We start from the raw sequence: 23,674 nt of genomic DNA on the forward strand, positions 1-23,674 counted from the left end.
ATGCCTTGGGCAGCACTAATCGTCGCTATCGTCATAAGGCCGCGGCTGCGCTTGCGGAGGTGGTGGCAGCACATTGTTGTATCGCGGCGCCGGCGCCACGCGGTTGCCCGGAACCTGCTGCTGCGGGGGCATCTGGTTGTTGGACTGGAACACCGCGCGACAACCGCTGGAGAGCTGCGGCGTGTTCTGCCGCAAGCAGGCCGTGATGCGGCTCACGTCAGGAATCTGGTCGCTACACAGCCGCCACACATCCGGCGTGCAGGCCATCTGCTGCTCCATGGTTCCGCGATACTCTTCAGCGGATGCAACGCCCTGCGCGACGATGCCCCCAATCGCAAGCGCCACACCCAGCGCAATCCGCTCTGTTCGCATGTCCGATTCCTTCGCGAGTCTCTCAAATTCTGTTCAATCAATGAGACGCGGAGAGGTTCTGGACCAACAAAAAATTGTGAAAACGGGCCAGGAACCTATTGGACCTTGCCGATCTTCTTGACCGCCGTAATCAGCCGCGCGCTGTCGACCGCCACGAACTCGGCGAACGCCGGCGCGTCCTGATAAGCGACGAGACTGCCCGACGTTTCGAAGGCCTTGAGCACGTCCGGGCTCGTCATCACCTGCGCCATCGCCTCGCGCAGGCGAGTCGCGATCGGTGCAGGAAGAGCATTCTGTGCAAAGAGTCCGGCCCAGATGTACATCTCGACGTCCTTGTAGCCGAGCTCCTGGAACGTCGGCACATCGGGGAAGCTTGCGATTCGCTTGGCGCCGCAATTGCCGAGCACGCGCAGCTTGCCGTCCTCCACTTGCGGCTTCAGCGTTCCCGGTGCGGCGGCGATCGCCTGCACGGTGCCGCCGAGCAGCGCGGTCAGTGCGGGACCTGCGCCGCGAAATGGCACATGCAGCAGCTTGATGTCGGCGCTGTTTGCGAACATCTCCATCGCCACATGCAGCGTGCCGTAAGGCCCCGACGAGCCATAGGTGATCTGGCCGGGGCGCTTCCTGGCGTCCTCGACGAAATCCTGCGCCGTCTTCCACGGCGCCGAGGCCGGCACAGCGAGCAGCGTGGGATCGGCCAGCACCCGTGCGATCGGCATGAACTGCGAGAGCTCGTAGGCGACCGGACGGTCGAACAGCCGGTCGGCCTCGGGCAGCACTGCAAGAGAGGACAGCGTCATCAGCAGCGTGTAGCCGTCAGGCTCGGCGCGCGCCGCCGCGGCATTGCCGACGGATCCACCGCCACCGCCGGCGCGGTTGTCGACGATGACCGCCTTGCCGAGGATTCGCTCCAGCGCCTGTGCGACGGGACGGGCCGCGAGGTCCGCCTGGCCGCCGGCCGGAAACGGCACGATCATGGTGACGTTGCGAGAGGGATAGGTTTGCGCGAAAGCCGCACTCGACAACACAGGCAACAACGGCAATGCGGCAGCGGCGCGCAGGACATCGCGTCGATCCATGGCAGACTTCCTCCCCCTGTTTTTTTGTGTCGCTGCCAACCTAGCGTGACCGTCCACAAGAACAAGCCGCGCGGCGGGATTAACGAAGCATTAGCCATGTTCCGCCCGGTCAGGAACGCCCCCCGGACTCTACCGTTGCCTCCCAGGGAGTGGAGCGATGAATAGACTTCAGACCATTGACGTGGCGCTGGACGAGATGCTGGTGAATCTCGCCGCTATCGTCCTGCGGCTTTCAAAGCCCGAATTGACGCGAACGCCGGAAGCGCGCCGCGCCTTGGCGCAATCCGTGCATCAATACGCGGTCTGCGCGAAGCGCTCGCGCGACCCGCGTGTTCATGATTTGAAGTCGCAACTGGAGGAAACGCTGAAGCCGAACTTGCGCGTGGTCGCGAAGGATGGCGTGAAGGTGTCTTAGTCGTACTACTGGGCGATATGCCGTAGGGTGGGCAAAGGCGCAAAGCGCCGTGCCCACCAATCATTCGCCGAAGTGTCCTGCGATGTCACGCGCATCCCCTCCCCAATCCATAGGAAGGGCGCCTTGATCAACATAGCGATGGAAGCTGCTGAAAGACCAATCGCGCACACGCGCGACGAGGCCATGCTTCACAGGATTGAAATGTATGTAATCAACGTGCCGCTCCAAGTCAGCATCGTCGCGAATTGCGTGCTCCCAGAACCGGCGTTGCCAAATGCCCTTCTCTCGCTTCCTCGATTTACTGATTGAACGCTCGCCGATCTCCAAGCCTCGCGAAAAGCTGCCCTTGATCAGATTCCATCGCGACGAAAAGTCGGCGTCATCCTCAGGCAACGCCCAGATCGCATGGAGGTGGTCCGGCAAGATACAGATAGCGACGGTCTCGAACGGCCGGCGTTGCACGACCGTTCGGTAAATCTGGCGTAGGCGATCAACCTGGTCGACGAGTAGCGTACTTGACCGATCGGCTAGCACGACGGTGAAGAAGAACATGTTGCCTTGCGCTCGGCGATACTGAGGCACTTGCGGTCCCTCGCATGAATTGGTGGGCACGCTTCGCTTTGCCCACCCTACGGCACCTACGCTGTTCGCTCGCTCTTCTTTGCCCGCTGCTTGCACGTACCGGGCAGCTTGGCCGCGAGAAAATCGCCGAGCGCCTCGACGCGTGCGGGGCGCGGGCCGCCAGGTGGCGTCACCAGATGCACGGCGCCTTCGGGCTGCTTCCAGTCCTTCAGGATCACCTCGACGTCGCCGGAGGAGATGGCGTCACCGACGATGAATTCCGGAAGGTCTGCGATGCCGAAGCCGGCGATCAGCGCCGGCATCACCGCTTCGCCGTTGTTGACGCGGAGCTGGCCGCCTGGGCGTACACTCGCCTGCTCGCCGGCCGCATTGGTGTAGTGCCAGACGTTCGGCGTAGAGAGATAGGTATAGCTGAAGCATTTGTGCGCGGCCAGATGCATCGGATGCGTCGGTCGTCCCTCGCGCTTCAGATAGGACGGCGCAGCTACCGTAAAGCGCGGCATCGTGAAGAGCCGCCGCGCAATCAGCGAGGAGTCCGGCAGCCGTGCGATCCGCACTGCCATGTCAAAGCCCTCGCCGATCAAATCGATGGTCGCATCGCTCAGATGCAGATCGACCGAGACCTCTGGATAAGCCTCGAAGAACCCCGGCAGCAACGGCGCCACCGCCTTGATCCCGAACGACATGGGCACAGCGAGCCGCACCAGGCCCCGCGGCGCGACCGACTGCGCCAGCGCCTCGTTCTCCGCCGCCTCGCCGTCGGACAGCAGTCGCGTCGCACGCTCGGCGAGCTTGTGCCCGGCGTCGGTCAGCGCGAGCCGGCGTGAGGTGCGGTTGAACAGCCGGGCGCCGAGCCGCTCTTCGAGGCGCGTAACCGCCTTGGACACCGTCGCCTTCGACATCGCGAGCTCGCCCGCGGCCCCCGCAAACGACCGTAATTCCACGACTTTTGCGAAAATCGCGAGTGCCTCGAAATCGGGGAGTTTGGCCATGAAAGCGGATCCAATTGGGCTTCTTAAGGAAACAATGTGTTTCGACAGTTTCTATTTCTATACCACAGGCGGAGGCTTATCCAAGGGTCATCAGAAATTCAGGACTGGAGAAATCCAATGACCAAGAAGCTCTCAGGCAAGGTTGCCCTCGTCACCGGCGGCTCGCGCGGTATCGGCGCGGCCTCCGCCCGCGCACTCGCCGATGAAGGTGCTGATGTCGCCATCAGCTATGTCGCCTCTCCCGAAAAGGCGGAGGCGGTCGTCACCGAGTTGAAGGCCCGGGGCGTCAAGGCCCGCGCCTTCAGGGCGGACCAGGCTTCGGCCAAGGACGTGACGCAGCTCGTCAACGATGTCGCAAAGGAGTTCGGCCATCTCGACATCCTCGTCAACAATGCCGGCGTCGCGAGCGGCGGCGCGATCGACGATGCCAATGCCGACACCGAGGCGCTCGCCCGCCAGGACGCCGTCAACGTGCATGGCGTGATCGCGGCGATCCGTGCCGCTTCGCAATTGATGGGCGAAGGCGGCCGCATCGTCACCGTCGGCTCGATGCTCGCCGACCGCGCCTCGTTCCCCGGCCTTGCGGACTACGTCGCCACCAAGGCGGCCGTGGTCGGTTACACCAAGGGCGCAGCGCGCGACCTCGGCCCGCGCGGCATCACCGTGAATGTGGTGCAGCCCGGCTCGATCGACACCGACATGAACCCGAAGGACGGCGGCGAGTTCGCCGAGACCCAGCGCAAGCAGCACGCGTTGCAGCGCTTCGGCCGCCCCGAGGAAGTCGCCGCCGGAATCGTCTTCCTCGCAAGCCCGGAAGCCTCCTTCGTCACCGGCACGGTGCTCAACGTCGACGGCGGTTTCGGCGCCTGATCAAGGCGCCACCCGCTCAAACAAGGAATTACGCAGATGATCGAACTCAGACCCTTCGCAAAGCTCGGCGGCGCCGATCACGGTTGGCTCAACGCCAAGCATCATTTCTCCTTCGCAAGCCATTATGACCCCGACAACATGGGTCACGGCGCCTTGCGGGTGTGGAACGACGACGAGATCGCGCCGAACACCGGCTTTCCAGCCCATCCCCACGCCAACATGGAAATCATCACCTATGTGCGCGAGGGCGCGATCACCCATCAGGACAGCCTCGGCAACGAGGGACGCACCGAAGCGGGCGACGTGCAAGTGATGAGCGCCGGCAGCGGCATCCGCCACTCCGAGTACAATCTCGAGCCGACCAAGACACGCATCTTCCAGATCTGGATCGAGCCGACCGCACGCGGGGGACAGCCAACCTGGGGCTCGAAGCCTTTTCCGAAAGGAGATCGCTCGGGCAAGCTCGTCACCATCGCGAGCGGCTTCGAGCATGACACGGACGCGCTGCCGATCCGCGCCGATGCGCGGGTGCTCGCCACCACATTGAAGGCGGGCGAGAGCGCGGAATACGTGCCGCACAAGTCACGGCACCTCTATCTGGTGCCCGCGGCGGGGTCAGTCGAGATCAACGGCGTGCGCGTCAACGCCCGCGACGGCGCCGCGATCCGCGACGAGGAAACGCTGAAGATCACGGCACTGGAAGATTCCGAGATCGTGCTCGTTGACGCGGCTTAGCAACACCTTCGTCATGGCGGGCTTGCCCCGGCATGACGCTCCCGACACCGACGCATCAAATCTGCATCCAACGGAGATCATCATGACCAAAGTTCTCGTCCTTTACTATTCCGCGTATGGCCACATCGAAGCGATGGCCAATGCCGTTGCCGAAGGCGCCCGCGAAGCCGGTGCCACCGTCGACATCAAGCGCGTGCCCGAACTGGTGCCGGCCGAGGTCGCCAAGGCGTCCTATTACAAGCTCGACCAGGCCGCCCCCGTCGCCAAGATCGAGGACCTCGCCAATTACGACGCGATCATCGTCGGTACCGGCACCCGCTTCGGCCGCATGGCCTCGCAGATGGCGAACTTTCTGGACCAGGCCGGTGGGCTCTGGGCCAAAGGCGCGCTGCACGGCAAGGTCGGCGGCGCCTTCACGGCGACCGCGACCCAGCATGGCGGCCAGGAGACGACGCTGTTCTCGATCATCACCAACCTGTTGCATTTCGGCATGGTCGTGGTCGGCCTGAACTACGGCTTTGCCGGCCAGATGAAGCTCGACGAGGTCACCGGCGGCGCGCCTTACGGCGCCACCACCATCACCGGCGGCGACGGCAGCCGCCAGCCCAGCGCCAACGAGCTCGCCGGTGCGCGCTATCAGGGCCGCCAGATCGCGGAGACAGCCAGGAAGCTGCACGGCTGAGCGCGGTTAAGCTTTACGTCCGAACCACTGCATGGCAGGTGCGATCTGGGCGGCATTCTCTTCTGGGGATGCCGCCCCATCTCTGTGGTCAGGATATTTCACGACAAGCGATACGAATGGCTTTCGAACTCTTGTTGATCGCGCAGATGATCCGCAGGCCCGCTCAGGCGCTGGCGCGGCGCTGGTATTGCCGCAGCCTGTTCAGGGCCTCACGCGGCCGCTTTCACTGTGCCGGCTGCGCGAAGTCATGATGTTCTAGCCACTAGGCCTGCGTGATGTCCGCGCGGGGCTTGATGGGCGCAGTCGCGACAGGCGCTGGTGCCGTCGACAGCCACCAGCCGTCACCGGCGAACCAGCAGGTCTCGTCGGGAGCGCCCTCTCTCCGCAACGACCGCACGCCCTCCCATCCCCCTGCGAACGCCTCGGCCAGTCGCCGGGCGGCATCGGCATCCTGCAGTCCCGCGCAGCCGATGAATTGGGCCCGCCCGAGGAATTTGGCGGGCCAGACCGCACCGTCGTCCGGGCGCGTGATCATCAGCATGCCGCCGAGCATGCCTTCGGGCGCGAGCGGAAACACCAGCCGCCCGCCGGGCCGGAGCGCATCGAGCCATTCGATGGCCGGCTGCGCCGCGCCCGCGCAGACATAGACCACGTCGGCTTTGGGCAGATCGGACGCCACGCCCGAACGTTCCCGCACATCCACATGGACGATCTCCTTCAGATTCTCGCGCGCGAATCCCGCCAGACGTTCGTCGATCTCGTAGGCATGGACGTGGCCGCCGGGGCCGACGAGATGCGCGAGGATCGCGGTGTAATAGCCGCTCCCCGCGCCGATCTGGATCACGGTCTCGCCTTCCTTTACCGCGCAACCGCTGAGCCAATAGGCGTGCGCGCCGGGCATCCCGATGTTGAGACTCCGCGTGCTGTCGAGCGCAAGCAGCGTGTTCTGATAGAGGTAGGCGGGATCATCATCGGGCGTCGCGACATAGGGGTGACCGCCGAGAGAGATCGACCACGGTCCAGGCCCGACGAACGGCTCGCGCCTGACGGTGCGAAAGGCTTCCTCGATACGGGGGTCCGCGGCCCTCGCCGCGGCGCAGATCAATTGCGCATAGAATGCGCGATATTTTGCCGAACGATCTTCCATGTCGCCTCCGGGAAACAGGCGACGATAACACAGCGATTGCGATAATCGAGTGACCCTGCAATCCAGGGCAGCGCGTCAGCGCGCCCTCTTGCCCATCGCCTGCGCCGCAAAGGCGGCGAGCCTGGGGTGACGGCGCAGGCCCTGCGCGACATGGTCACGCCACGCGAAGGGCATGCCGCGCCAGGAGAGCGCGACGCTGACATCGATCAGCGGCAGCGGCTCGGCGCCGAAGCGGCGCTTGTAATCCTGGTTGCCGATGCTGAGGTCGAAACGGCGCACGCCGTCCGCATGCAGGGCCGCCATGGTGCGCTCGGTCACGAGCAGTCCCGGCGAGCAGCTCGACCACGAATCGCCGGCATGGCTGATGCGCAGGAGAAAATAGGTCGCACCGAACCTGACGCCAAGTGTGGTGGCGACGACGGCCTCGCCGCAGACCAGCGCCGAAATGACGGCGTAACCGTTCGCGACGCCCCGACGCGCGACCTCGCGATAAAACTGCGCATGGGTTTCGTCGTTGAGGACGAAGCGCGAGCCGAGCTTTCGCATGCGCGCCTGCTGCTGGACATCCATCACGTCCAGCAGCTCGCGCGCACGCGCGACACCGGTGGCGATCTCGAATCGCGCGCCGGCGTGACGATTGAAGACGCGCCAGCAGCGTGGCATCTGCATGCGCTTGATCGAGGCCTGGTAATCTTCATAGTCGTCGCCGGTCAGCACGAGGTTGCCGTTGAGCGAGCAGGATCCGATCTGGCCGAGCGACACCAGCGGGTTCGGCCTGCCGCCGATCTGGGCCGGCATCTTCTTCAGGCGGAGCAGATCGAAGCGGTCCGGCAATGCGCGCAATGCGTCGATCAGCGCCTTGCCGATCGCATCCGCCGCCGCCGCGTCCAACGCGGCATCGAGCGCCAGGATCGGCGCGTTGTTGTCGGAGACGCCGAAATCGGCGAATTCGACGATGCGGATGCCGCGCCTGAGGTGGCTGATCATCGGCACCATTGCGATGTCCCTGCCGGTCGTGGCATCGGAGATCAATGCAATCAGCGGCGAGAGATCGTGGAACGCCTCGTACCAGGCGCCGAGCCAGCAGCCATGCTGGAATGCAGTGCGATGGCCTGCGTTCAGGCGCGATGCGGCCCGCTCCCAGTCACGCACGAAATCGACCGCGATTCCCGACGTGCTGGACACAAGACCATCTGGTTGCTCGACGCTGAGGATCGTCATCCGCGGGACATACGATTACTGGGTGCCTCCGGATAGATTATGTTTGGTCGCGGCCACAACTGACCTCACCGCTTATCGTTAAGCCGATGCCACTGCGGCGGCACCGACTGCGACATGTCATCCGGTTCCGTTTCCGCGACGCATTGGAACCTGGCCAGGAAGTACAGGCCGGCCACGGCAACGGCGAACATGAACCAGATCGGATTCTGCCGTTCGAGCAGGAAGGTCTCGGTGGCCCCGTAGTACAGGCCGAACAGCCATACGGTCAGGAACAGCTTTGCCAACGCACCGCTGCGGTTGTGAGTTCGGGCCGTCTGGAAATTGCCGAGCGGCGCGAGCACGAAGATGAGGATCACCAGCAACAGCCCCGGCACGCCGATGGTCACCGCGAGGTCGAGATAGCTGTTGTGGCTGTGCGCCGCGCTCGTCGCCCATTCGGCGCCCTGCGCGGTCTGCCGCGCGGTCACGTCGTCCCAGAACGCGGCGTAGCCGTGGCCGATGATCGGCTTCTCGGCGACAGCTGCAAGCGCGAACTCCCAGATGGCGGAACGGCCGGTGAAAGTGGGATCGAGCGGAAGCAGCCGCGTCATCGTCCCGAGCGCCGGGCTCAGGACGCTGCCAACCGTCAGCAGGTTCATCACGATCAGCGGCACGAAGCAGATGATCCGCTTCAGCCACAGGCTCGGCGTGACGCAGACCAGCGAGGCGAGCGCGTAGATTGCAAGACACAGCACCGACGACGTCTTGCCGCCGGTGAAGATCAGGAAGATTCCGGCCAGCGCGGCGATGGCCGGGCCCATCACGAACGAGCCGACAGCGGACAGGTAGATGCCGACATAGACCAAAATGGTCATCACCGGCGAGGCGATGTTCTTGTGGCCAAAGCTGCCGCGCCAGTCGCCGGCCAACTGCGGCTCGGTGACGTCGAGTGCAGTGTGCATCGAGTATTGCGGGGCCATGATGACGCCGAGATAGCAGAGTGCGAGCAATACGAGCGCGGCGCCGCCAAGACACAGATTGAAGCTGCGCTGCGTCGGCGGCAGCAACGGCAACAGCACCGCAAGCGACATCACGCTGGCCGCGAGCACGAAGCGCTGCATCGAGACTCCGCGATTCTCGGAGAAGACGATGTTGATCAACAGCCATCCGACCAGGCAGAGATGCAGCGGCGTCACCAGGGTCTTCAGCGCAGGCGCATCCGTTGCGGCGACGAACAGGACCGCGACCGCGGCCAGCAGGCCCCAGGCGACATAAGTGAGCGCCATCCGTCCGCCGACGACGGTGGTGACATCCTCGTTGCGCAGGTCAGGAAACGGATCGAGCGTCACCAGCACGAGGAGCAGGGCTGCGACCGCAACAAGGCAGCGCGCCGCCCGCACGGCGTTGAGCCTCGCAAGCCCATCGCGCAGGACGCCGCCGAACGATCGGACCTCGACATCGGTCATGTCAGTGGCGCTGCGATCCATGGCTCGAGGCTGGTGGTGAAGCCGGCGGAGCTCCAAGTCTTAGCCGATCCCTGTTAAGCATTCGTCAACCAGTCCGGCGGCGCTCTGCGGCACCGCTTGCTCCCGCACGATGCTCCGCGCGATCTCGTAATATTGAAGCGCACGCTGTTCCAGCGTGAGATTGTCGAGCACGAAGCCGCGCGGCTCGAAGGTATCGGCGGCGCACCCGGCCCAGAAATCATCCCAGCCCGCCTCAAACCCGGCGATGTCGACGAATTTGGCGCCGCAACGATCGTCCCAGTACGGCACCGACGACACCGGCGCGAACTGGACGCGATGCGGATAGTAGTCGGGGTCTCGCCACGGCCCGCCGGGATCCCAGGCGAGCACCGGCACGCCGCAAGACAATGCCTGCTGATAGGCGATGCCCTGGCTCTCGTTCTGGCACAGGAAGATCATCGCACGCGAATGCGCGAGCGCGGCCCGATAGTCTTCTTCCTTGTAGCTGCCGTAACGCAGCTCGGTGAACGAGCGGCCTTCCCTCGTGAGCCGGGCGCGGACGGGTTCGATCAGCTCCGCCGCGTAGCGATCGCGGTCCCAGTGCACCTTGTCGTAGATCAGGACGTCGACGCTCTTTTGCGACGTCGGCGACGGTGCCCAGAGATCCGTGTCGATGCCGATCGGCCAGGCCTCCGTGTCGGGCCAATGCGGCCGATACATCTCGGCGTACCATGGACCTGGCACCACGACCTTCTTGACCGGTAGGCGCCTGAACAGGTCGGGATCGTCGAGCGGATGATTGTGGGCGGCGACGCCGAGCAGGATCGGATTTTTCCAGGCGAACTTGTCGAGCAGGAAGGTGCGGCCGATGATGCAGGCGAGTTCGCCCGGATGCCGCGCGATGTAGCCGTAGTCGTTGACGCGATAGCGGATACCGAGCCGATCGAGCCCCGCACAGAGATTGAGGAACACGCGGAGCTGCCCGCTCATGCGCGGCTCGCCGAGCAGCATGCGACGCGCCATGCGCCGCAGATGCCGATCGCCGGGAAACCAGCGATCGTCCTTGTCCTCGTAGAACAGGTTGAGGACCATGTCGTCGGGATCGTAGTCGAATGTCTTTGCGGGCACTGGGATCCATCCGCGGCGGCCTGGTGCGCATTCTCGCATGGTACCGGCTGTCGCACTCTTCCAAATTTGCCACAGGCTTAATGCCGGCGGCTTAACGCTAATTGACGAAACCAACGCTGCGGCAGCCTTCGTGGCGACGCTTTTTTCCCAATGCGAGTATTATTCGCGACGGCCAAGGTTGCGCTCGATCGCATTGCCAACTCGCAGACGCGCCCTGGTTAACAGACGGTTAAAGGCGAGTCGTATCTTGATCACCGCGGAAGACATTCTCGAATTGCCCGCCACATCGCGTGTGGTTCCGGCGGCGCGCCTCCCGCTGCAGGTCGGCTCAACCACATCGGTGTCCGTCGTCATTCCGGCCAAGAATGTTGCGGCCTATATTAGCGAAACCCTCGCCAGCGCACTGGCGCAGGCCGAGGTCAGCGAAGTGATCGTCGTGGACGACGGCTCGACCGACGGCACCACCGCCATCGTCCATGCCATTCGTGACCCGCGACTGCGCCTGATGACCAACGGCGCAGCCGGCGTATCGGCAGCGCGCAATCTCGGCGCACAGCATGCGAGCAGCCAATGGCTGCTCTTCCTCGACGCCGACGATCGCCTGCGGCCCGGCGCGGTCGCGGCGCTGCTGGCGGCTGCGAGGGGTGCGCCGCGAGCGGTTCTCGTCTACGGCGACTACAACACGATCGACAGCGAGGGACGGCAGATCGGCCGTCGGGATCTGCTGAAAGGACGCCGCAAGCCGTCCGGCGACGTGCTGACGCGGCTCGCGGCCGGCAACTTCATCGTCAATGGCGGCATTGCGCTCGCACGTGCAGAGGCCTTCCGCGCCATCGGCGGCTTCGACGTCTCGCTCAGATATTGCGAGGACTGGCACTGCTGGTGCCGCCTTGCCGCGATCGGCGAATTCGAATTTGCGCCGAACCTTCTGCTCGATTACCGCCTGCACACGGCCAACACCATGAACGCTGCGGTGCGGACGCCACAGGATTTCTTTCCGGCCATCGCGCGGGTGTTCGACGACGGGCTGATCATGGCACGACTGCCCGCGGGCATGGCGGCCGCACTGCGCCAAGCCGCCGAGGTTCATCTCGTCACGTATTCGGCGATGCAAGCGGTCCGCTTCGGCAGATATCGCCAGGCCTTGGCCTATCTCGGGATGGTCGGGCGCCGCTCGCTCAAATCGCTGCCGCGCTCCGCGGTCAGGGTCGCCCTCGCCTGCTTTGGTATTTAGCCCGCCGCCTCGGCGTCAGGACGCGATCTTCGAGGCCTCATAGGGTTTCGGCTCAATGCCGAACGCGGCGAGCAGCGAGCCGAGCGCGACCATCACGGGATGCATCGCGACCACGGCCTTCGACGATTTCAGCAGACCGGCCGCGCGCACCAGCGCCAGCGGCAACCTTGCGAGCATCTGCGCAAAGACCCACACTCGCGCCGCTGCCCCCTGCGCGGCCTTGGACTGCACACGATAATTGATCGCGCCGATGCGCAGGCCGCGCTTCACGATCCAGCCGAAACTGGTGCGGCTTTGCGGCACCGTCTCGGTGATGACTGCCTCCGCCGTCCAGTGGAACGTCATGCCGGCATCGCGGCAGCGCACGAAGAAATCGCAGTCACCGCCGCCGAGGAAGTTGAAGCGGGGGTCGAAGGCGGGACGGGCGAAGCTCTCGAATGCCGCACGCGTGATCAGGCAATTGCCGCAGCCGTAGATCAGGGGCACAGCGCCGCTGTAATCATAGGCGGGACAGAAAACGGGGTGGCGCGAAAGCCAGGGCATGCTGTGGTCCTCGAAGACCGGCAGCACCGGCCCGCCGACCAGATCGGCGCCGGTCGCCTCCGCGGTGCGGACCATCAGCTCGAGCCAATCGGGCGAGGCGATCTCGTCGTCGTCGATCATCAGGAACCGGGTCGCGGCGGGAAACAGCGCCAGCGCCGTCTCGAACGCGGCGTTGATCGCCTGGACGTTGCCTTGCCGTTTCTCGACCAGGCAGACACCCTGAAGCCTGCCATCGGCGAGATATTCCGCGGCAACGGGCGCGCTTTCGCGCCGGACCGCATCGTTCTCGACCATGACGACGGCGAAGGAGCGCGGGGTGCGCTGGCTCGCGAGCGAGTCCAGCGTCAACCGAAGATGCCGCGGGCGGCGGAAGCAGGGGATGCAGACGACGATACCAACCGACAGGTCGATGATCCGGGAGCTGGCCGCGATCTCCCGGTTGGGATCGCGCACGGCATCCGAGATACGCATGGCGGACAGGTCTGTCGGGATCAATGTCATGACGTTCTAGATGTCCGAGATAGATTGAAAAAGCCCTGCTTCGATCCCGGGGATCAGCGTCGTCCCGCGACGGCACATCGCCGCGGAACAGGCACGTCCCAAAATGAACGGCCGGTTTGAGCCTCGCGACGGCGCAACGCCGCCGATTTTCCGCCATCCATGCACTTAACTGCTTTCGGGCGTTTCTGCTGCCAAACCTTGCGCGCGTGATACTGCAATTCGCGGTCCACTGTGCCGATGGCGGCTGGCGCGGAAGATACCGTAGTTAACGCACATGCTCATTAACCTGACCGTAAGCACTGCGACGGGTGAAGCGTCGCGGCATCGGATTTGCTCTACGGGTACACGAGATTTTTCCTGTAAATTTAAGTCGAACAAGCGCGGTCGGAAAAAAATGAACAAGCCAGCCACGATCGATTTCGCGACCGCCACGGCGGTCCAAATTCCCGCGGCCAGTGCACACACTCAGGCGCTGCACGATCTCGTCCCCGGTGAAGCCCGCGACAGCCTGCTCGCCGTCCACGACGTACTGCGTCGCGAACTGCCGCAGGGCCAGCTCGCCACCTACGAAGCCGGAGGCGGCTCGTGCAGCGTCCTGCCACCGGAATTGCTGAGCCGCAGCAAGGTCACCGTCGTCGACATCGACGAAGACCAGGTTCGCAACAACAGCTATGCGGACGAAGCGATCCTCGGTGACGTCCAGACCTACCGCTTCGGGCGCGAGACCTTCGATCTGGTGATCTGCTACAACGTGATCGAACATCTTCCCAACGTCGACGCCGCACTCCTGAATTTCCGCGATGCGCTCAAGCGGGGCGGGATGATCCTGATCGGCGCGCCCAATCCGCGCTCGTTGTCCGGGGTCGTCACCAAATACTCGCCGCACTGGTTCCACGTCTGGTTCTACCGGCACATTCGAGGCATCAAGGATGCCGGCTTGCCGGGCGAGCCGCCGTTCCCGACCTTCTTCCATCCCCTGGTGTCGCTGCCGAGGCTCGAAGCGTTCGCCGCCGCCAATGGCCTCGAGATGATCTACCGCCGTGAGGTCGAGAGCCCGCGCTATCCCGAGATGCGCCGGCGCAAGCCGCTGCTCGCAGCCCTGGTCGACGCCGGTGCCGCCGTGCTCAACGCCGTGCTCCCGCGCGGGACGGACGTCCGCCGCGGCGATTATCACGTCATCCTGCGGAAAAGCTGACGGCCATGGTGCGCGCGCGGCCGATCGCAAGACCGGCGAAGCCTCGCGGCCACGCCGCACGGGGTAACGAACCGTTAATCTCTGAGGGACCGCGCCATCGCACGCGTCACGGCGACGCGTCGAAGAGCGGCATGCGCTTAAACGCTTTGTTTGCCATTTCGGTGAATAGTCCCTCAATGAGTATGGTTAATTTTCCCTGTTGCGTTGAGTGGGCACCTATATGTGAGGTGCGTGGCGTAGAGCGAAGAGTACCCCCTCAGCACGCGGCACTTGGAATGAAAGCTGGGGATCATGCTTGACTATAACCAGCCGATAGATCGGGCCAGACCGGAGGCCCCGCAGCAGCGGCCTCAGGCCGGCTTCAACGTGCTGGAGCTGGTCAATCTGCTCTGGCGGCGGAAGATCGCGATTGCCGTGGCCGCGCTGCTCGGTGCGACGCTTGCCGTCACCGTTGGCAAGAGCCTGACGCCCCGCTACACCGCCACCGCCCAGCTCTATGTCGACCCGCGCGAGCTTCAGCTCGTCGACCGCGAGCTGACGCCTCGCGCGCAGGATGTCTCCGGCATGTCGATGGTGGTCGAGAGCCAGGCGCGCCTGATCACGTCCAACAGCGTGCTGCTCCAGGTGATCCAGCAGGCTGATCTGGACAAGGATCCCGAATTCGGCGGCGGCGCCGATGGCAAAGGCGTGATGTCGTCGCTGCTCGGGCTGATCGGCCTTCAGTCCCACGCGCCCTCCGCCACGGAGAAAAAGGAAGTGCAGCTCGCCGCTCTCGAGGCGCTGAACCGGCACATCACGATCCGCAAGACCGAGAAGAGCTTCATCGTCGACATCGAGGTCTGGTCGACCGATCCGGCGAAAGCGGCGATGCTCGCCAACACGCTGACCAGCGCCTACCTCGCGGAATCCCGCAACTCGCAGGCGTCCGCCGCCCGGCGCGCCACCAACGACCTCTCCGGCCGCCTGAAGGAGCTGCGCGAGCGGCTGCGCAGCGCCGAGACCGTGCTCGCGACCTACAAGGCCCAGAACAATTTCGTCGGCACCCAGGATGCGCTGATCAGCGACCAGCAGCTTTCCGCCAGCAACCAGCGGCTTTCCGCCGCCCGCGCCGCGACGATGGACGCGCAGGCGCGCCTCGACCAGATCGAGGCGAGCCGACGCACGACGGCAGATGCAGGCGCGAACTCCGAGGCGCTGCAATCGCCGACCATCGCGAACCTGCGCGCCCAATATGCCGACGCGCGCAAGAAATATGCGGAGCAGGCCGGCGAGCTCGGCCCGCGTCATCCGGCGCTGCGCCAGACCGAGAAGCAGGTCGAGGATCTCAAGCGCACCATCAACGAAGAGATCGACCGCTTCGCCCAGTCCGCCAAGAACGATTTGACGCGCGCCCGCGACTTTGAAGCCTCGCTCAGCCGGGCGCTGGAGGCGCAGAAGCGGCAGAGTGTCCAGCTCAGCCAGGCCGCCGTGCGCTTGCGCGAGCTCGAGCGTGAAGCCGATGCCAGCCGTGACGTCTATCAATCCTTCCTCAAGCGCTCGCGCGAGACCGAGGAGCAGGAGACGCTGAACACCTCGGCGGCCCGAATCATCGGCGAGGCGACGGTGCCGCAGCGGCGCTCGTTCCCGCCGGCGATGAGCCTGTTCGCCATGATCGGCTTCATCTTCGGCGCAATCGCTGCATCGAGCTGGTTCGTCGCGGCCGAACTGCTGCTCGCCGGTGCGTTCGCGCCGGCGCCGGCCCGTGCCAATCGCACTCCGTTACCGCAAGCTCCGCGAACTCCAGAGCCTTCGCGGGCGCCGGAGACCGCCCGGCCTCAGTCAGTTTCGCGAGCCCCGGAAGTCGCGGAGGCACTGCCGGAACTCGCCGCCCCGCCGCTGCAACCTTCGATGGTCGAGAAGCCCCTGATCGAAAAGCCGCTGATCGCGCGCCTCCAGGAGGCCGACGTCATCCACACGCTCGGTGCCATTCTCGCCACCGGCGGCGGCATCGACCTCACCCGGCTGGGCTGGCCAACGCTGCGCCCCGGCTTTCCACTGACGACGCTGCTCAACGCCTGGCGCGACATGCGCGCTACGGCGGCCCGGCGCGCCGGCGGAAAGACAATGCCGGTCATCGCGCTCGTCGGTGCCAGTGAGACCACCGGGCGCAGCGTGACCGCGCTGAATTTCGCGCTCGCGGCCGCGCGCGACGGCGCCCGGGTGCTGATGATCGATGCCGACCATCAGGCGCACCCGCTCTCGAACAAGGTCAGCCGTCCCGGCAAGAGCGAGCCGAGCAAGGTCGGATGGCTTTCGATCGGCAGCAAGGCCGCGCGCGAGATCAAGACACTCAACGGCATCTCGGTACTGCCGGCCGCCGAACGCGACGCAGGGAAGGCCACCGACGCCATCCGCAAGGCCATCGGGCAGGCGCGCTCCGCCGGCGGCTATGACCTCGTGATCCTCGACGGTCCCGCGGCACCACTCACGGCCGCTAGCCGTAAGCTGCTCGATGATGCCGACGCGCTGGTGGCGGTGCTGCCGACCAGCCTCGACATCAACGACGGCCTGGAAGAGATATTGAGCACGCTAGGCCGCGCCGAGCGCAAGCTCGTCGGCGTCGTGCTCGACGAACTCACCCCTATGGCCCAAGCTCGCCAACGAGGCAGACAATATGCTTGAGCGCCGCATCAATCTCGATGGCCGGGCCGCAACCGCCGACGTGCCGCGGATCACCATCGGCGGCCTCCGCATGGCTGCGATCGACCTGGAAGCGACCGCAGATTTCATGATCGAGGCGACCGATCCGCGCCATCGCATCGGCCGTCCGCTGCACCTGACCTCGGCCAATGGCGAGGTGCTGGCCCGGTGCTCGACCGAACCGGAGACCGAGCGCCTGTTCCGCGGCGCCGACCTCATCAATGCCGATGGCCAGCCGCTGGTGGCGGCGTCCAGGCTGCAATCCTGGTTTCCGCTGCCCGAGCGCGTCGCCACGACAGACCTGTTTCACGTCGTCGCGCGCAAGGCTGAGGCGGTCGGCCGCACCTTCTATATGTTCGGCGCCAGCGAGGACGAGAACGCCGCTGCGGTCGAGAACGTTCGGAAGATGTATCCAAACCTCAAGATCGTCGGCTACAGCCATGGTTATCTCCGTGGCGATGCGCTGCGCGCGAAGGTCGACGAGATCAACGCGCTAGCGCCGGATTATCTCTGGGTTGCGCTGGGCGTGCCAAACGAGCAGGCGTTCGTCGAGGAATTCACCCCGCATCTCACCAATGTCGGCGTCATCAAGACATCCGGCGGCCTGTTCAACTTTTTGTCGGGTAGCCGCGCCCGCGCGCCGCGATGGATGCAGAAGATCGGGCTGGAATGGGCCTGGCGCACCTTGCTCGAGCCCCGCCGCCTGTTCTGGCGCTATTTGACCACCAACCCACGCGCGATCTATCTGCTGTTCAGCCGCAACCGGCCCTTCAACCGCTGAGTAGAGAACGACATGACCCCCGCCGGTCATCAGCCCCGACTGCGTTCTTTCAACGCCAGCGGCGCCGGTATTGCGCCTTGCGGGCCGGGCTCATAAGCGGCTAAAGAGACCGTCACAGTCGGCGTCGGTAACTTTCCCGGCCGCCGCATGTTTTGTATGACCGCCGACACAAGCGGCACAATGGGCTCAGCCGATAGCGCGAGCCAGCTTTTCACAGCGAAGGCCACGATCGAGTCCGCGCATCGGCCTGCTTTCAGGCGCGACCCAAGGGAGCACGGAACGAATGCATCAGGCCGCAAGCCTGCAATTCGAGCGCATGATGGACGAGCTCGTCCTCTGGCATGCCGTGCCGGAGGACGAACGATCGCCGGCGCCTGCCTGGTGGTGGGGTCCGGCGATGGCGGTGCTCGACACGCACGAGCCGATGCGCCAGGCTTGGTGTCGTGAGCTCGGCCTTGGCGAGGGCTCGAGCTTCGCCGAAGGAGCGCATGTCCTTATCACGCTCTTCGCCGAACAAACCTCGCTTCCCTGGCCCGATCATTTTCCACGCAAGGCAGAGATCAGGGACGAGGACGTCCGCGAACTGCACCCGCAGCCATCAGACGACAGCGCTTTTCAAGCGTAGCGCCGCGGCCTCGGTGGCGACATGGTCCGGCCCCGGCTGGAGCGGCGGCGCGACGGGCAGCTCCATCGGCCGCAGCAGCTCGGCCATCTCCCGCGCCGGCAGCGGCATGGAGATCAGGAAACCCTGCATCTCGTCGCAGCCATGGGCGCGCAGGAACGCCTCCTGTTCGGCGTTCTCGACGCCTTCCGCCACCACGGTCATCCCGAGCGCCTTGCCCATGCTGATGATCGCCTGCGCGATCGCCTGATCCTCCGCGTCCTGCGGCAAGTCGCGAACGAAGGAGCGGTCGATCTTGATGGTGTCGATCGGAAAATGCTTCATCAGTGACATCGACGAATAGCCGGTGCCGAAATCGTCGATCGCCAAGCGAATGCCGCGGCTCTGGATGGCGTCGAGCACCTTGAGCGCGCGCCCGACGTTGCGCATCATCATGCTCTCAGTGACCTCCAACTGGAGCAGCACGGGTGACATGCCGCTGGCGGCCAGCGCCTCGTCGACGTCCTGCAACAGATGCTCGTCCACAAACTGCCGCGGTGACAGGTTGACCGCCATCGACACCGGCAAGAGGCCGCGGCGCTGCCAGGCCATGGCCTGCGCGCAGGCCTCCTTCACCACCCAGCGGCCGATCGGCACGATCAATCCGGTCTCTTCCGCAAGCGGAATGAACTGCGCCGGCGAGATGCTGCCGAGATCCGGGTGCGTCCAACGCAGCAGGGCTTCCACGCCCGTGATCTGGCCGGTCTCCATGTCCACCTTGGGCTGGTAGTTCAAAGTGAATTGATCGCGCTCCAGCGCCCGGCGCAGCGCGCTCTCCAGCGACAGCCGCTCGATCGACTGCGTCTTCACTTCCTTGGAGAAGAAGCGGTAGCCGTTCTTGCCGTCTTCCTTGGCGAGATACATCGCCATGTCGGCGTTCTTGGTCAGTGTCTGTGCGTCGGAGCCGTTGGTCGGATACATCGCGATGCCGATCGAGGCCGTGGTGTGGCACTCATGCCCCGCCAGCTCCATCGGTTCGGCAAGCGCCGTCAACAGCTCGTTCGCGATGCGCTGCACGTCATCGATCTCGCCACATTGGTCGAGGATCACCACGAACTCGTCTCCGCCGAGCCGCGCCACCACGTCGCTTGCGCGCAGCGCACCACGCAACCGGTTGGCCACTTCGAGCAGGAGCAGATCGCCGGCCTCGTGGCCCAGCGAATCGTTGATGACCTTGAAACGGTCGAGGTCGATGAACAGCACCGCAAAGCGGTGGTCGTGGCGCTGCGCTTCGTCGATCGCCTCATGCAGCAGCGCGTTGAAGGTCTCGCGGTTCGGCAGGTCGGTCAGACTGTCGTGCGAAGCGAGGTATTCGATCCGCTCGTCGGCCTCGTTTTTCTCGTCGGCCCGGTCGAAATTCTCCATCGCGAAGGAGACGTTGTCGGCGAGGCGCTGCAACAGCTCAACGAACTCGGCCGTGAAGGTGCCCGGCTCGGTGGACATGTAGATCATGACGCCGACGGCCTGATCGTGCGCGACGAGCGGAAATGCCGCGCCCGACCGCGCGCCGTCGTTGCGGACAATGGCATGGAAGGCGCGAACGCGGTCGTCGTTGAGATAGTCGTTGCTGATGCAGGGCTGGCGGGTGCGGAACGCCGTGCCGCTCATTCCGCGCCCCTCGGGACGTTCGGGGTCGATTGACAGGCGGACATTGCGCGTGGTGTCAGACGATGGTCCGGCACTGGACACGATCTCCAGCTGGTCGCTGTCGGCCCTCGACAGTGCAATGGTGGTCGAGGTGAATTTTGCGCCATTCGAGGCGGCAAGGCAGACGAGGTCGAACAGTTCGGCGCGCGACTTCGCCCGCATGATCGCCTCGTTGGTGGCGCTCAGCGACGCAAACATCCGCGTCAGGCGTTCCTTCTGCGCCTCGGTGCGGGCCTTCTCCTCGGCACGATCGAAATTGTCGAGGGCGAAAGAGACGTTTTCAGCCAGGCGTCCGAGCAGTTCGACCAGATCGGGTGTGAACGTATTCTCTTCTGGTGCGAGGAAAAGCAGGATGCCAATCGGCTCCTGGCCGGCCCTCAGCAGTGGGAAGCTGGCAGCAGCCCGGGTTCCATCCTCGATCGCCTTGGAATGCCAGTGCACCGATCGCGGATCATTCAGATAATCGTTGATGACACTGGCCCGGCGGGTCCGCAGCGATATCCCTATGATCCCCTGGCCCTCAGGATGGTCGGCGGAAACGAGGCAGGTGCGTCCCACCATTCGTTCCTGCAGGCGTCCCTTCACGGCGACCACCCGGACAAGCTCACGTTTGTCGTCCAAAGTGCCGATTGTCGCGGAGGCGAACACCCCGCCGAGCACGGCGGCCTGGCACGCGACCTCGAACAGCTCCTCGCGCGTCTTGGCGCGCATGATGGCCTCATTGGTGGCGCTCAGCGCCTCGAACATGCCACTCAGGCGATCACGCTGCTTGTCGGCCCGCGCTTTTTCGTCGGCCCGATCGAAATTCTCCAGCGCGAAGGCGACGTTGGCCTGGAGCTTGCGCAGGAGCTCGACGAACTCGTCCGTGAAAGTGCCGCGCTCGCGCGAGTTGAACAGGAATACGCCCTCGACCCTGTCACCGTTGAACAGCGGCAGCGCGGTTGACGACGCAATACCGTTGCGACGCGCGCTGGCGTGCCAAGGCTCGAGGCGAGTGTCGGCCAGGATGTCGTTGCTGATACAAGGCTGTCGCGTCCGGAACGCAGTGCCGGTCAGCCCGCGTCCCTCCGGCACCTCGTCGCTGACCGGCAACCTGAAGGTTCGTACCTCAGCGGCGTTCGGTCCGAACGATGCGACGATGCGAAGCAGTCCCGCGTCGCGGTCGAGCAATGCGATCGAGGTCGAGGCGAACTTCGCGCCCTGCACCGTGGCTTCGCAAACTAGATCAAACAGTTCGCTGCGGGATCTTGCCCGCAGAATGGCCTCGTTGGTCGCGCTTAGCGCCGCGTACATGCGCGCCAGCCGTTCCTCCTCCAGCGCGATCTGGGCCTTCTCCTTGTCGCGGTCAAAATTCTCGAGCGCAAAGCATACGGTTTCAGTCATGCGCAGCAACAGTGCGACGATGCCTTCGTCTTTCGCCCAGGCTTTGCTCACGAAGAAAAACAGCACGCCGATGCTGGTACCACGCTTGATCAGGGGAGCAGCCACGCAGGCGACGGCGCCGGCATTGACGTTGGCCTGCTCCCAGGTGGTCCCCTTGGTACGATTGACGAGGTCGTCCTCGACGACCGCTTTCTGCGTCCGGAACACCTCGCCGGACATGCCTTTGCCGTAGGGACTCTCCGGATCGATCGAGTAGCGCGACTGTCTGATCAGATCCAGATTTTGTCCGGTCGCTGCCACCGGCGTCAGCCATTCGGAATCCGGCTCGCGCAGCAGAACGAAAGTTGCAAGCGACTTGCCACTGTACACAGCGGCATCGCAGACCCGCTGGTACAGATCCTGCTCGGTGCCCGCGTGAAGGATTGCTTCATTCGTCGCGGTGAGGGCACCGAACATGCGGTTGAGCCGCCGCACTGCCCGCTCGCCGTCCAGGCGCGCCGTTTCGCGCGCGAAATTCTCCAGCGCATGTGAGATATTGCTCGACATCCGCTCGAACAGCGAGACCATCGCCTCGTCGAGCGTGCCTGCCCCCGAGCGGGTCACATACAACACGCCGATACTGCGACCGCCGCAGATCAGGGGAAGCGCCGCGGCTGCGCCGACACCCGCCCCGGCCGCGCCCTCGCGCCACGCGAGCGAGCGCGGATCGTTCAGGTAATCGTTGCTGATGCAGATCCCCTGGCTGCGAAAGGCTTCGCCGCCGACGCCCGATCCCTCCGGCGTGCCGGCCGCCGTGGTGATCTTGATCGCACGCAGCCGCGCAACGTCGTCGCCGCAGCCGGCCGCAAACCGCAGCCGCTGGCCATCCGGCTCCGCCAGGAAGACGGCGACGGCCATGAAGTCCCCACTCGAAAACCCGGCGTCGCAGACCTTCTGGTACAGCTCGTCCGGCGACTTCGCGTAAAGGATCGCTTCGTTGATGTCGCTCAACGCTGCAAGTGTGCGCGCGAGGGTCCTCTGCACGATCTCACTCCCCCGGCATCTCTGCCATTTTATCCCGGATAGCTTATGAGGGCGGATGGCCTAAGTGGGGGTTATTGGTTCCCGCAAACCGTCAATCAAAGTGAACGAGCTGCGAACAACCGGCGCGAAATCCCGCTGTACGGGATGGCAGTTTCGACCGACCACGCGTTCTGTTTACGAATTTGCAGCCCTGTATTGGTTTACGGGAGATTGATATCGCAGCCGCGCTTTGAGACCATGGCTCCCAACAAGCAGCCTGTTAAGGGCACCAGCCGGGGAAACGCCATGCCGATCGTCCAGGCCGACCGCCTCACGCGCATCAGCGCCGCGCTGCTTCGTGCCGCCGGAGCTTCCGAGGAAGAGGCCGACGCTGTCGCAAGCGGCTGCGTCAACGCCAATCTCGCCGGCCACGATTCCCACGGCGTGATCGCCATTCCCACCTATGTCGACCGGATCAAGGCCGGCCACATCGTACCCGGCGCCAAATGGAGCATCGTCCGGGAATCGCCGACGACCACCGTGATCGACGGTCAGTGGGGTTTTGGCTTCCACGTCAACGCCGAGGCGATGGCACTGACGATCGAGAAAGCGAAGACGGCGAATGTCGCCGCGTGCACCGTGTTCCGGCAAAGCCATGTCGGCCGCCTCGCCGCCTATCCGCTGATGGCGATGCGCGAAGGCATGATCGGGATCGCAACGGCGGATTCCGGCCGCTCGCCGAAGCACGTGGCGCCGTTCGGCGGCAAGGAGGCACGGCTCGGCACCAATCCGATCTCGATAGCGGTGCCGTCCGATCTCGATGCGCCGTTCTATCTGGACATGGCGACCTCTGCGGTCGCGGCCGGCAAGATCCAGCTCGCGGTCGCCCGCGACGAGGAGATTCCGACAGGATGGATCATCGATGCCGAAGGACGACACACCACCGATCCGACCCAATACCGCAAGGGCGGCGCGCTGCTGCCGCTCGGCGGAACCGAGGGCTACAAGGGCAGCGGCCTCGCCGCCATGGTCGAGGTCCTGTGCGGCCTGCTCACCGGCCTTGGTTTCGGCGTCGAGCCCACGGGCCGGCACAATGACGGCTGCTTCATGGCCGTGTTCAACGTCGCCGCATTTCGCCCGTTGCAAGACTTCAAGCGCGAGGTTGCCGAGTTCGCGCACTATCTCAAATCGACCCCGCCCTCCGAGGGCAGCAAAGGCGTGTTCTATCCCGGAGAGATCGAGGGCGTGCGCGAGCAGCAGCGCCGGCGCGACGGCATCGAGATCGAGGATGCGACGTGGGAAAAACTGCGCGCGCTGGCGCGCGAGTACAGGCTGGATACGGTCCTTGATCTGGCCTGACGCAATTCGGAGAACAGCAGC

21 protein-coding genes are annotated in these 23,674 nt (G+C 64.8%); 11 read left to right on the forward strand and 10 right to left on the reverse strand.

The genetic code is table 11. The features are described from left to right. Nucleotides 1–15: 15 nt before the first annotated feature. A complete protein-coding gene (locus tag AC0L2F_RS01435; RefSeq protein WP_473247241.1) occupies nt 16–372 on the reverse strand; it encodes a hypothetical protein in 357 nt (118 codons plus the stop codon). Nucleotides 373–467: 95 nt separating this feature from the next. Next, a complete protein-coding gene (locus AC0L2F_RS01440; protein WP_007615015.1) occupies nt 468–1,451 on the reverse strand; it encodes a tripartite tricarboxylate transporter substrate binding protein in 984 nt (327 codons plus the stop codon). 157 nt (nt 1,452–1,608) lie between these two features. Here AC0L2F_RS01440 and AC0L2F_RS01445 point away from each other — a divergent pair, with 157 nt between their 5' ends. Further along, nucleotides 1,609–1,866: a hypothetical protein gene (locus AC0L2F_RS01445; protein ID WP_063993989.1), complete on the forward strand. Its 258-nt coding sequence runs from the start codon at nt 1,609–1,611 to the stop codon at nt 1,864–1,866. 60 nt (nt 1,867–1,926) lie between these two features. Here AC0L2F_RS01445 and AC0L2F_RS01450 read toward each other — a convergent pair whose 3' ends face one another. Together AC0L2F_RS01450 and AC0L2F_RS01455 are read right to left on the reverse strand one after the other, a co-directional pair. Further along, complete coding sequence (locus AC0L2F_RS01450) at nt 1,927–2,448, reverse strand: REP-associated tyrosine transposase (RefSeq protein WP_007615024.1); 522 nt, start codon at nt 2,446–2,448, stop codon at nt 1,927–1,929. A gap of 56 nt (nt 2,449–2,504) precedes the next feature. Continuing rightward, nucleotides 2,505–3,440 carry a LysR family transcriptional regulator gene (locus tag AC0L2F_RS01455; RefSeq protein ID WP_473247242.1) on the reverse strand — a complete coding sequence of 312 codons (936 nt, stop codon included), beginning with the start codon at nt 3,438–3,440 and terminating at the stop codon, nt 2,505–2,507. 117 nt (nt 3,441–3,557) lie between these two features. Between AC0L2F_RS01455 and AC0L2F_RS01460 the strand changes: the two genes are divergently transcribed. The 4 genes from AC0L2F_RS01460 to AC0L2F_RS01475 all read left to right on the forward strand — a co-directional run bounded on the left by AC0L2F_RS01460 (nt 3,558) and on the right by AC0L2F_RS01475 (nt 5,986). After that, on the forward strand, nt 3,558–4,310 hold the full coding sequence (locus tag AC0L2F_RS01460; protein WP_473247243.1) for an SDR family NAD(P)-dependent oxidoreductase: 753 nt from the start codon (nt 3,558–3,560) through the stop codon (nt 4,308–4,310). A gap of 36 nt (nt 4,311–4,346) precedes the next feature. After that, entirely contained in the window at nt 4,347–5,045 is a 699-nt protein-coding gene (locus tag AC0L2F_RS01465; RefSeq protein ID WP_473247244.1) for a pirin family protein, read from the forward strand. Between the two features lie 82 nt (nt 5,046–5,127). Further along, on the forward strand, nt 5,128–5,727 hold the full coding sequence (wrbA, locus tag AC0L2F_RS01470; protein WP_063996700.1) for an NAD(P)H:quinone oxidoreductase: 600 nt from the start codon (nt 5,128–5,130) through the stop codon (nt 5,725–5,727). 31 nt (nt 5,728–5,758) lie between these two features. Further along, nucleotides 5,759–5,986, forward strand: coding sequence for a hypothetical protein (locus tag AC0L2F_RS01475; protein ID WP_473247245.1), 228 nt, complete (start codon nt 5,759–5,761; stop codon nt 5,984–5,986). Nucleotides 5,987–5,989: 3 nt separating this feature from the next. Here AC0L2F_RS01475 and AC0L2F_RS01480 read toward each other — a convergent pair whose 3' ends face one another. The 4 genes from AC0L2F_RS01480 to AC0L2F_RS01495 form a co-directional block, all read right to left on the reverse strand. After that, on the reverse strand, nt 5,990–6,874 hold the full coding sequence (locus AC0L2F_RS01480; protein WP_473247246.1) for a protein-L-isoaspartate O-methyltransferase family protein: 885 nt from the start codon (nt 6,872–6,874) through the stop codon (nt 5,990–5,992). A gap of 75 nt (nt 6,875–6,949) precedes the next feature. After that, nucleotides 6,950–8,095: a GNAT family N-acetyltransferase gene (locus tag AC0L2F_RS01485; RefSeq protein WP_473247247.1), complete on the reverse strand. Its 1,146-nt coding sequence runs from the start codon at nt 8,093–8,095 to the stop codon at nt 6,950–6,952. A 65-nt stretch (nt 8,096–8,160) separates the two neighbouring features. Next, entirely contained in the window at nt 8,161–9,561 is a 1,401-nt protein-coding gene (locus tag AC0L2F_RS01490) for an O-antigen ligase family protein (protein ID WP_473247248.1), read from the reverse strand. A gap of 39 nt (nt 9,562–9,600) precedes the next feature. Then, on the reverse strand, nt 9,601–10,668 hold the full coding sequence (locus AC0L2F_RS01495; RefSeq protein ID WP_473247249.1) for a glycosyltransferase: 1,068 nt from the start codon (nt 10,666–10,668) through the stop codon (nt 9,601–9,603). A gap of 247 nt (nt 10,669–10,915) precedes the next feature. On the opposite strand from AC0L2F_RS01495, the gene AC0L2F_RS01500 reads away from it, so the two are divergent. Further along, nucleotides 10,916–11,902, forward strand: a complete 987-nt coding sequence (locus AC0L2F_RS01500; RefSeq protein ID WP_473247250.1) for a glycosyltransferase — start codon at nt 10,916–10,918, stop codon at nt 11,900–11,902. A gap of 15 nt (nt 11,903–11,917) precedes the next feature. On the opposite strand, the gene AC0L2F_RS01505 is transcribed toward AC0L2F_RS01500, so the two are convergent. Continuing rightward, nucleotides 11,918–12,946, reverse strand: a complete 1,029-nt coding sequence (locus AC0L2F_RS01505) for a glycosyltransferase family 2 protein (RefSeq protein WP_063993994.1) — start codon at nt 12,944–12,946, stop codon at nt 11,918–11,920. A 394-nt stretch (nt 12,947–13,340) separates the two neighbouring features. On the opposite strand from AC0L2F_RS01505, the gene AC0L2F_RS01510 reads away from it, so the two are divergent. The 4 genes from AC0L2F_RS01510 (at nt 13,341) to AC0L2F_RS01525 (ending at nt 18,226) form a co-directional block, all read left to right on the forward strand. After that, entirely contained in the window at nt 13,341–14,141 is an 801-nt protein-coding gene (locus tag AC0L2F_RS01510; protein ID WP_473247251.1) for a class I SAM-dependent methyltransferase, read from the forward strand. A 291-nt stretch (nt 14,142–14,432) separates the two neighbouring features. Next, nucleotides 14,433–16,802 carry an exopolysaccharide transport family protein gene (locus tag AC0L2F_RS01515; protein ID WP_473247252.1) on the forward strand — a complete coding sequence of 790 codons (2,370 nt, stop codon included), beginning with the start codon at nt 14,433–14,435 and terminating at the stop codon, nt 16,800–16,802. Continuing rightward, nucleotides 16,795–17,601 carry a WecB/TagA/CpsF family glycosyltransferase gene (locus tag AC0L2F_RS01520; protein WP_473247253.1) on the forward strand — a complete coding sequence of 269 codons (807 nt, stop codon included), beginning with the start codon at nt 16,795–16,797 and terminating at the stop codon, nt 17,599–17,601. Before AC0L2F_RS01515 ends, AC0L2F_RS01520 begins: the two co-directional genes overlap by 8 nt. A 283-nt stretch (nt 17,602–17,884) precedes the next feature. Next, complete coding sequence (locus AC0L2F_RS01525) at nt 17,885–18,226, forward strand: hypothetical protein (protein ID WP_473247254.1); 342 nt, start codon at nt 17,885–17,887, stop codon at nt 18,224–18,226. On the opposite strand, the gene AC0L2F_RS01530 is transcribed toward AC0L2F_RS01525, so the two are convergent. Beyond that, nucleotides 18,200–22,315, reverse strand: a complete 4,116-nt coding sequence (locus tag AC0L2F_RS01530) for a GAF domain-containing protein (protein ID WP_473247255.1) — start codon at nt 22,313–22,315, stop codon at nt 18,200–18,202. The two genes, AC0L2F_RS01525 and AC0L2F_RS01530, sit on opposite strands and share 27 nt — an antisense overlap. A gap of 285 nt (nt 22,316–22,600) precedes the next feature. Between AC0L2F_RS01530 and AC0L2F_RS01535 the strand changes: the two genes are divergently transcribed. Beyond that, a complete protein-coding gene (locus AC0L2F_RS01535; protein WP_473247256.1) occupies nt 22,601–23,653 on the forward strand; it encodes an Ldh family oxidoreductase in 1,053 nt (350 codons plus the stop codon). The last annotated feature ends 21 nt before the right edge of the window (nt 23,654–23,674 follow it).

The sequence above is a fragment of the Bradyrhizobium sp. Ken64 genome (genome assembly GCF_055807555.1).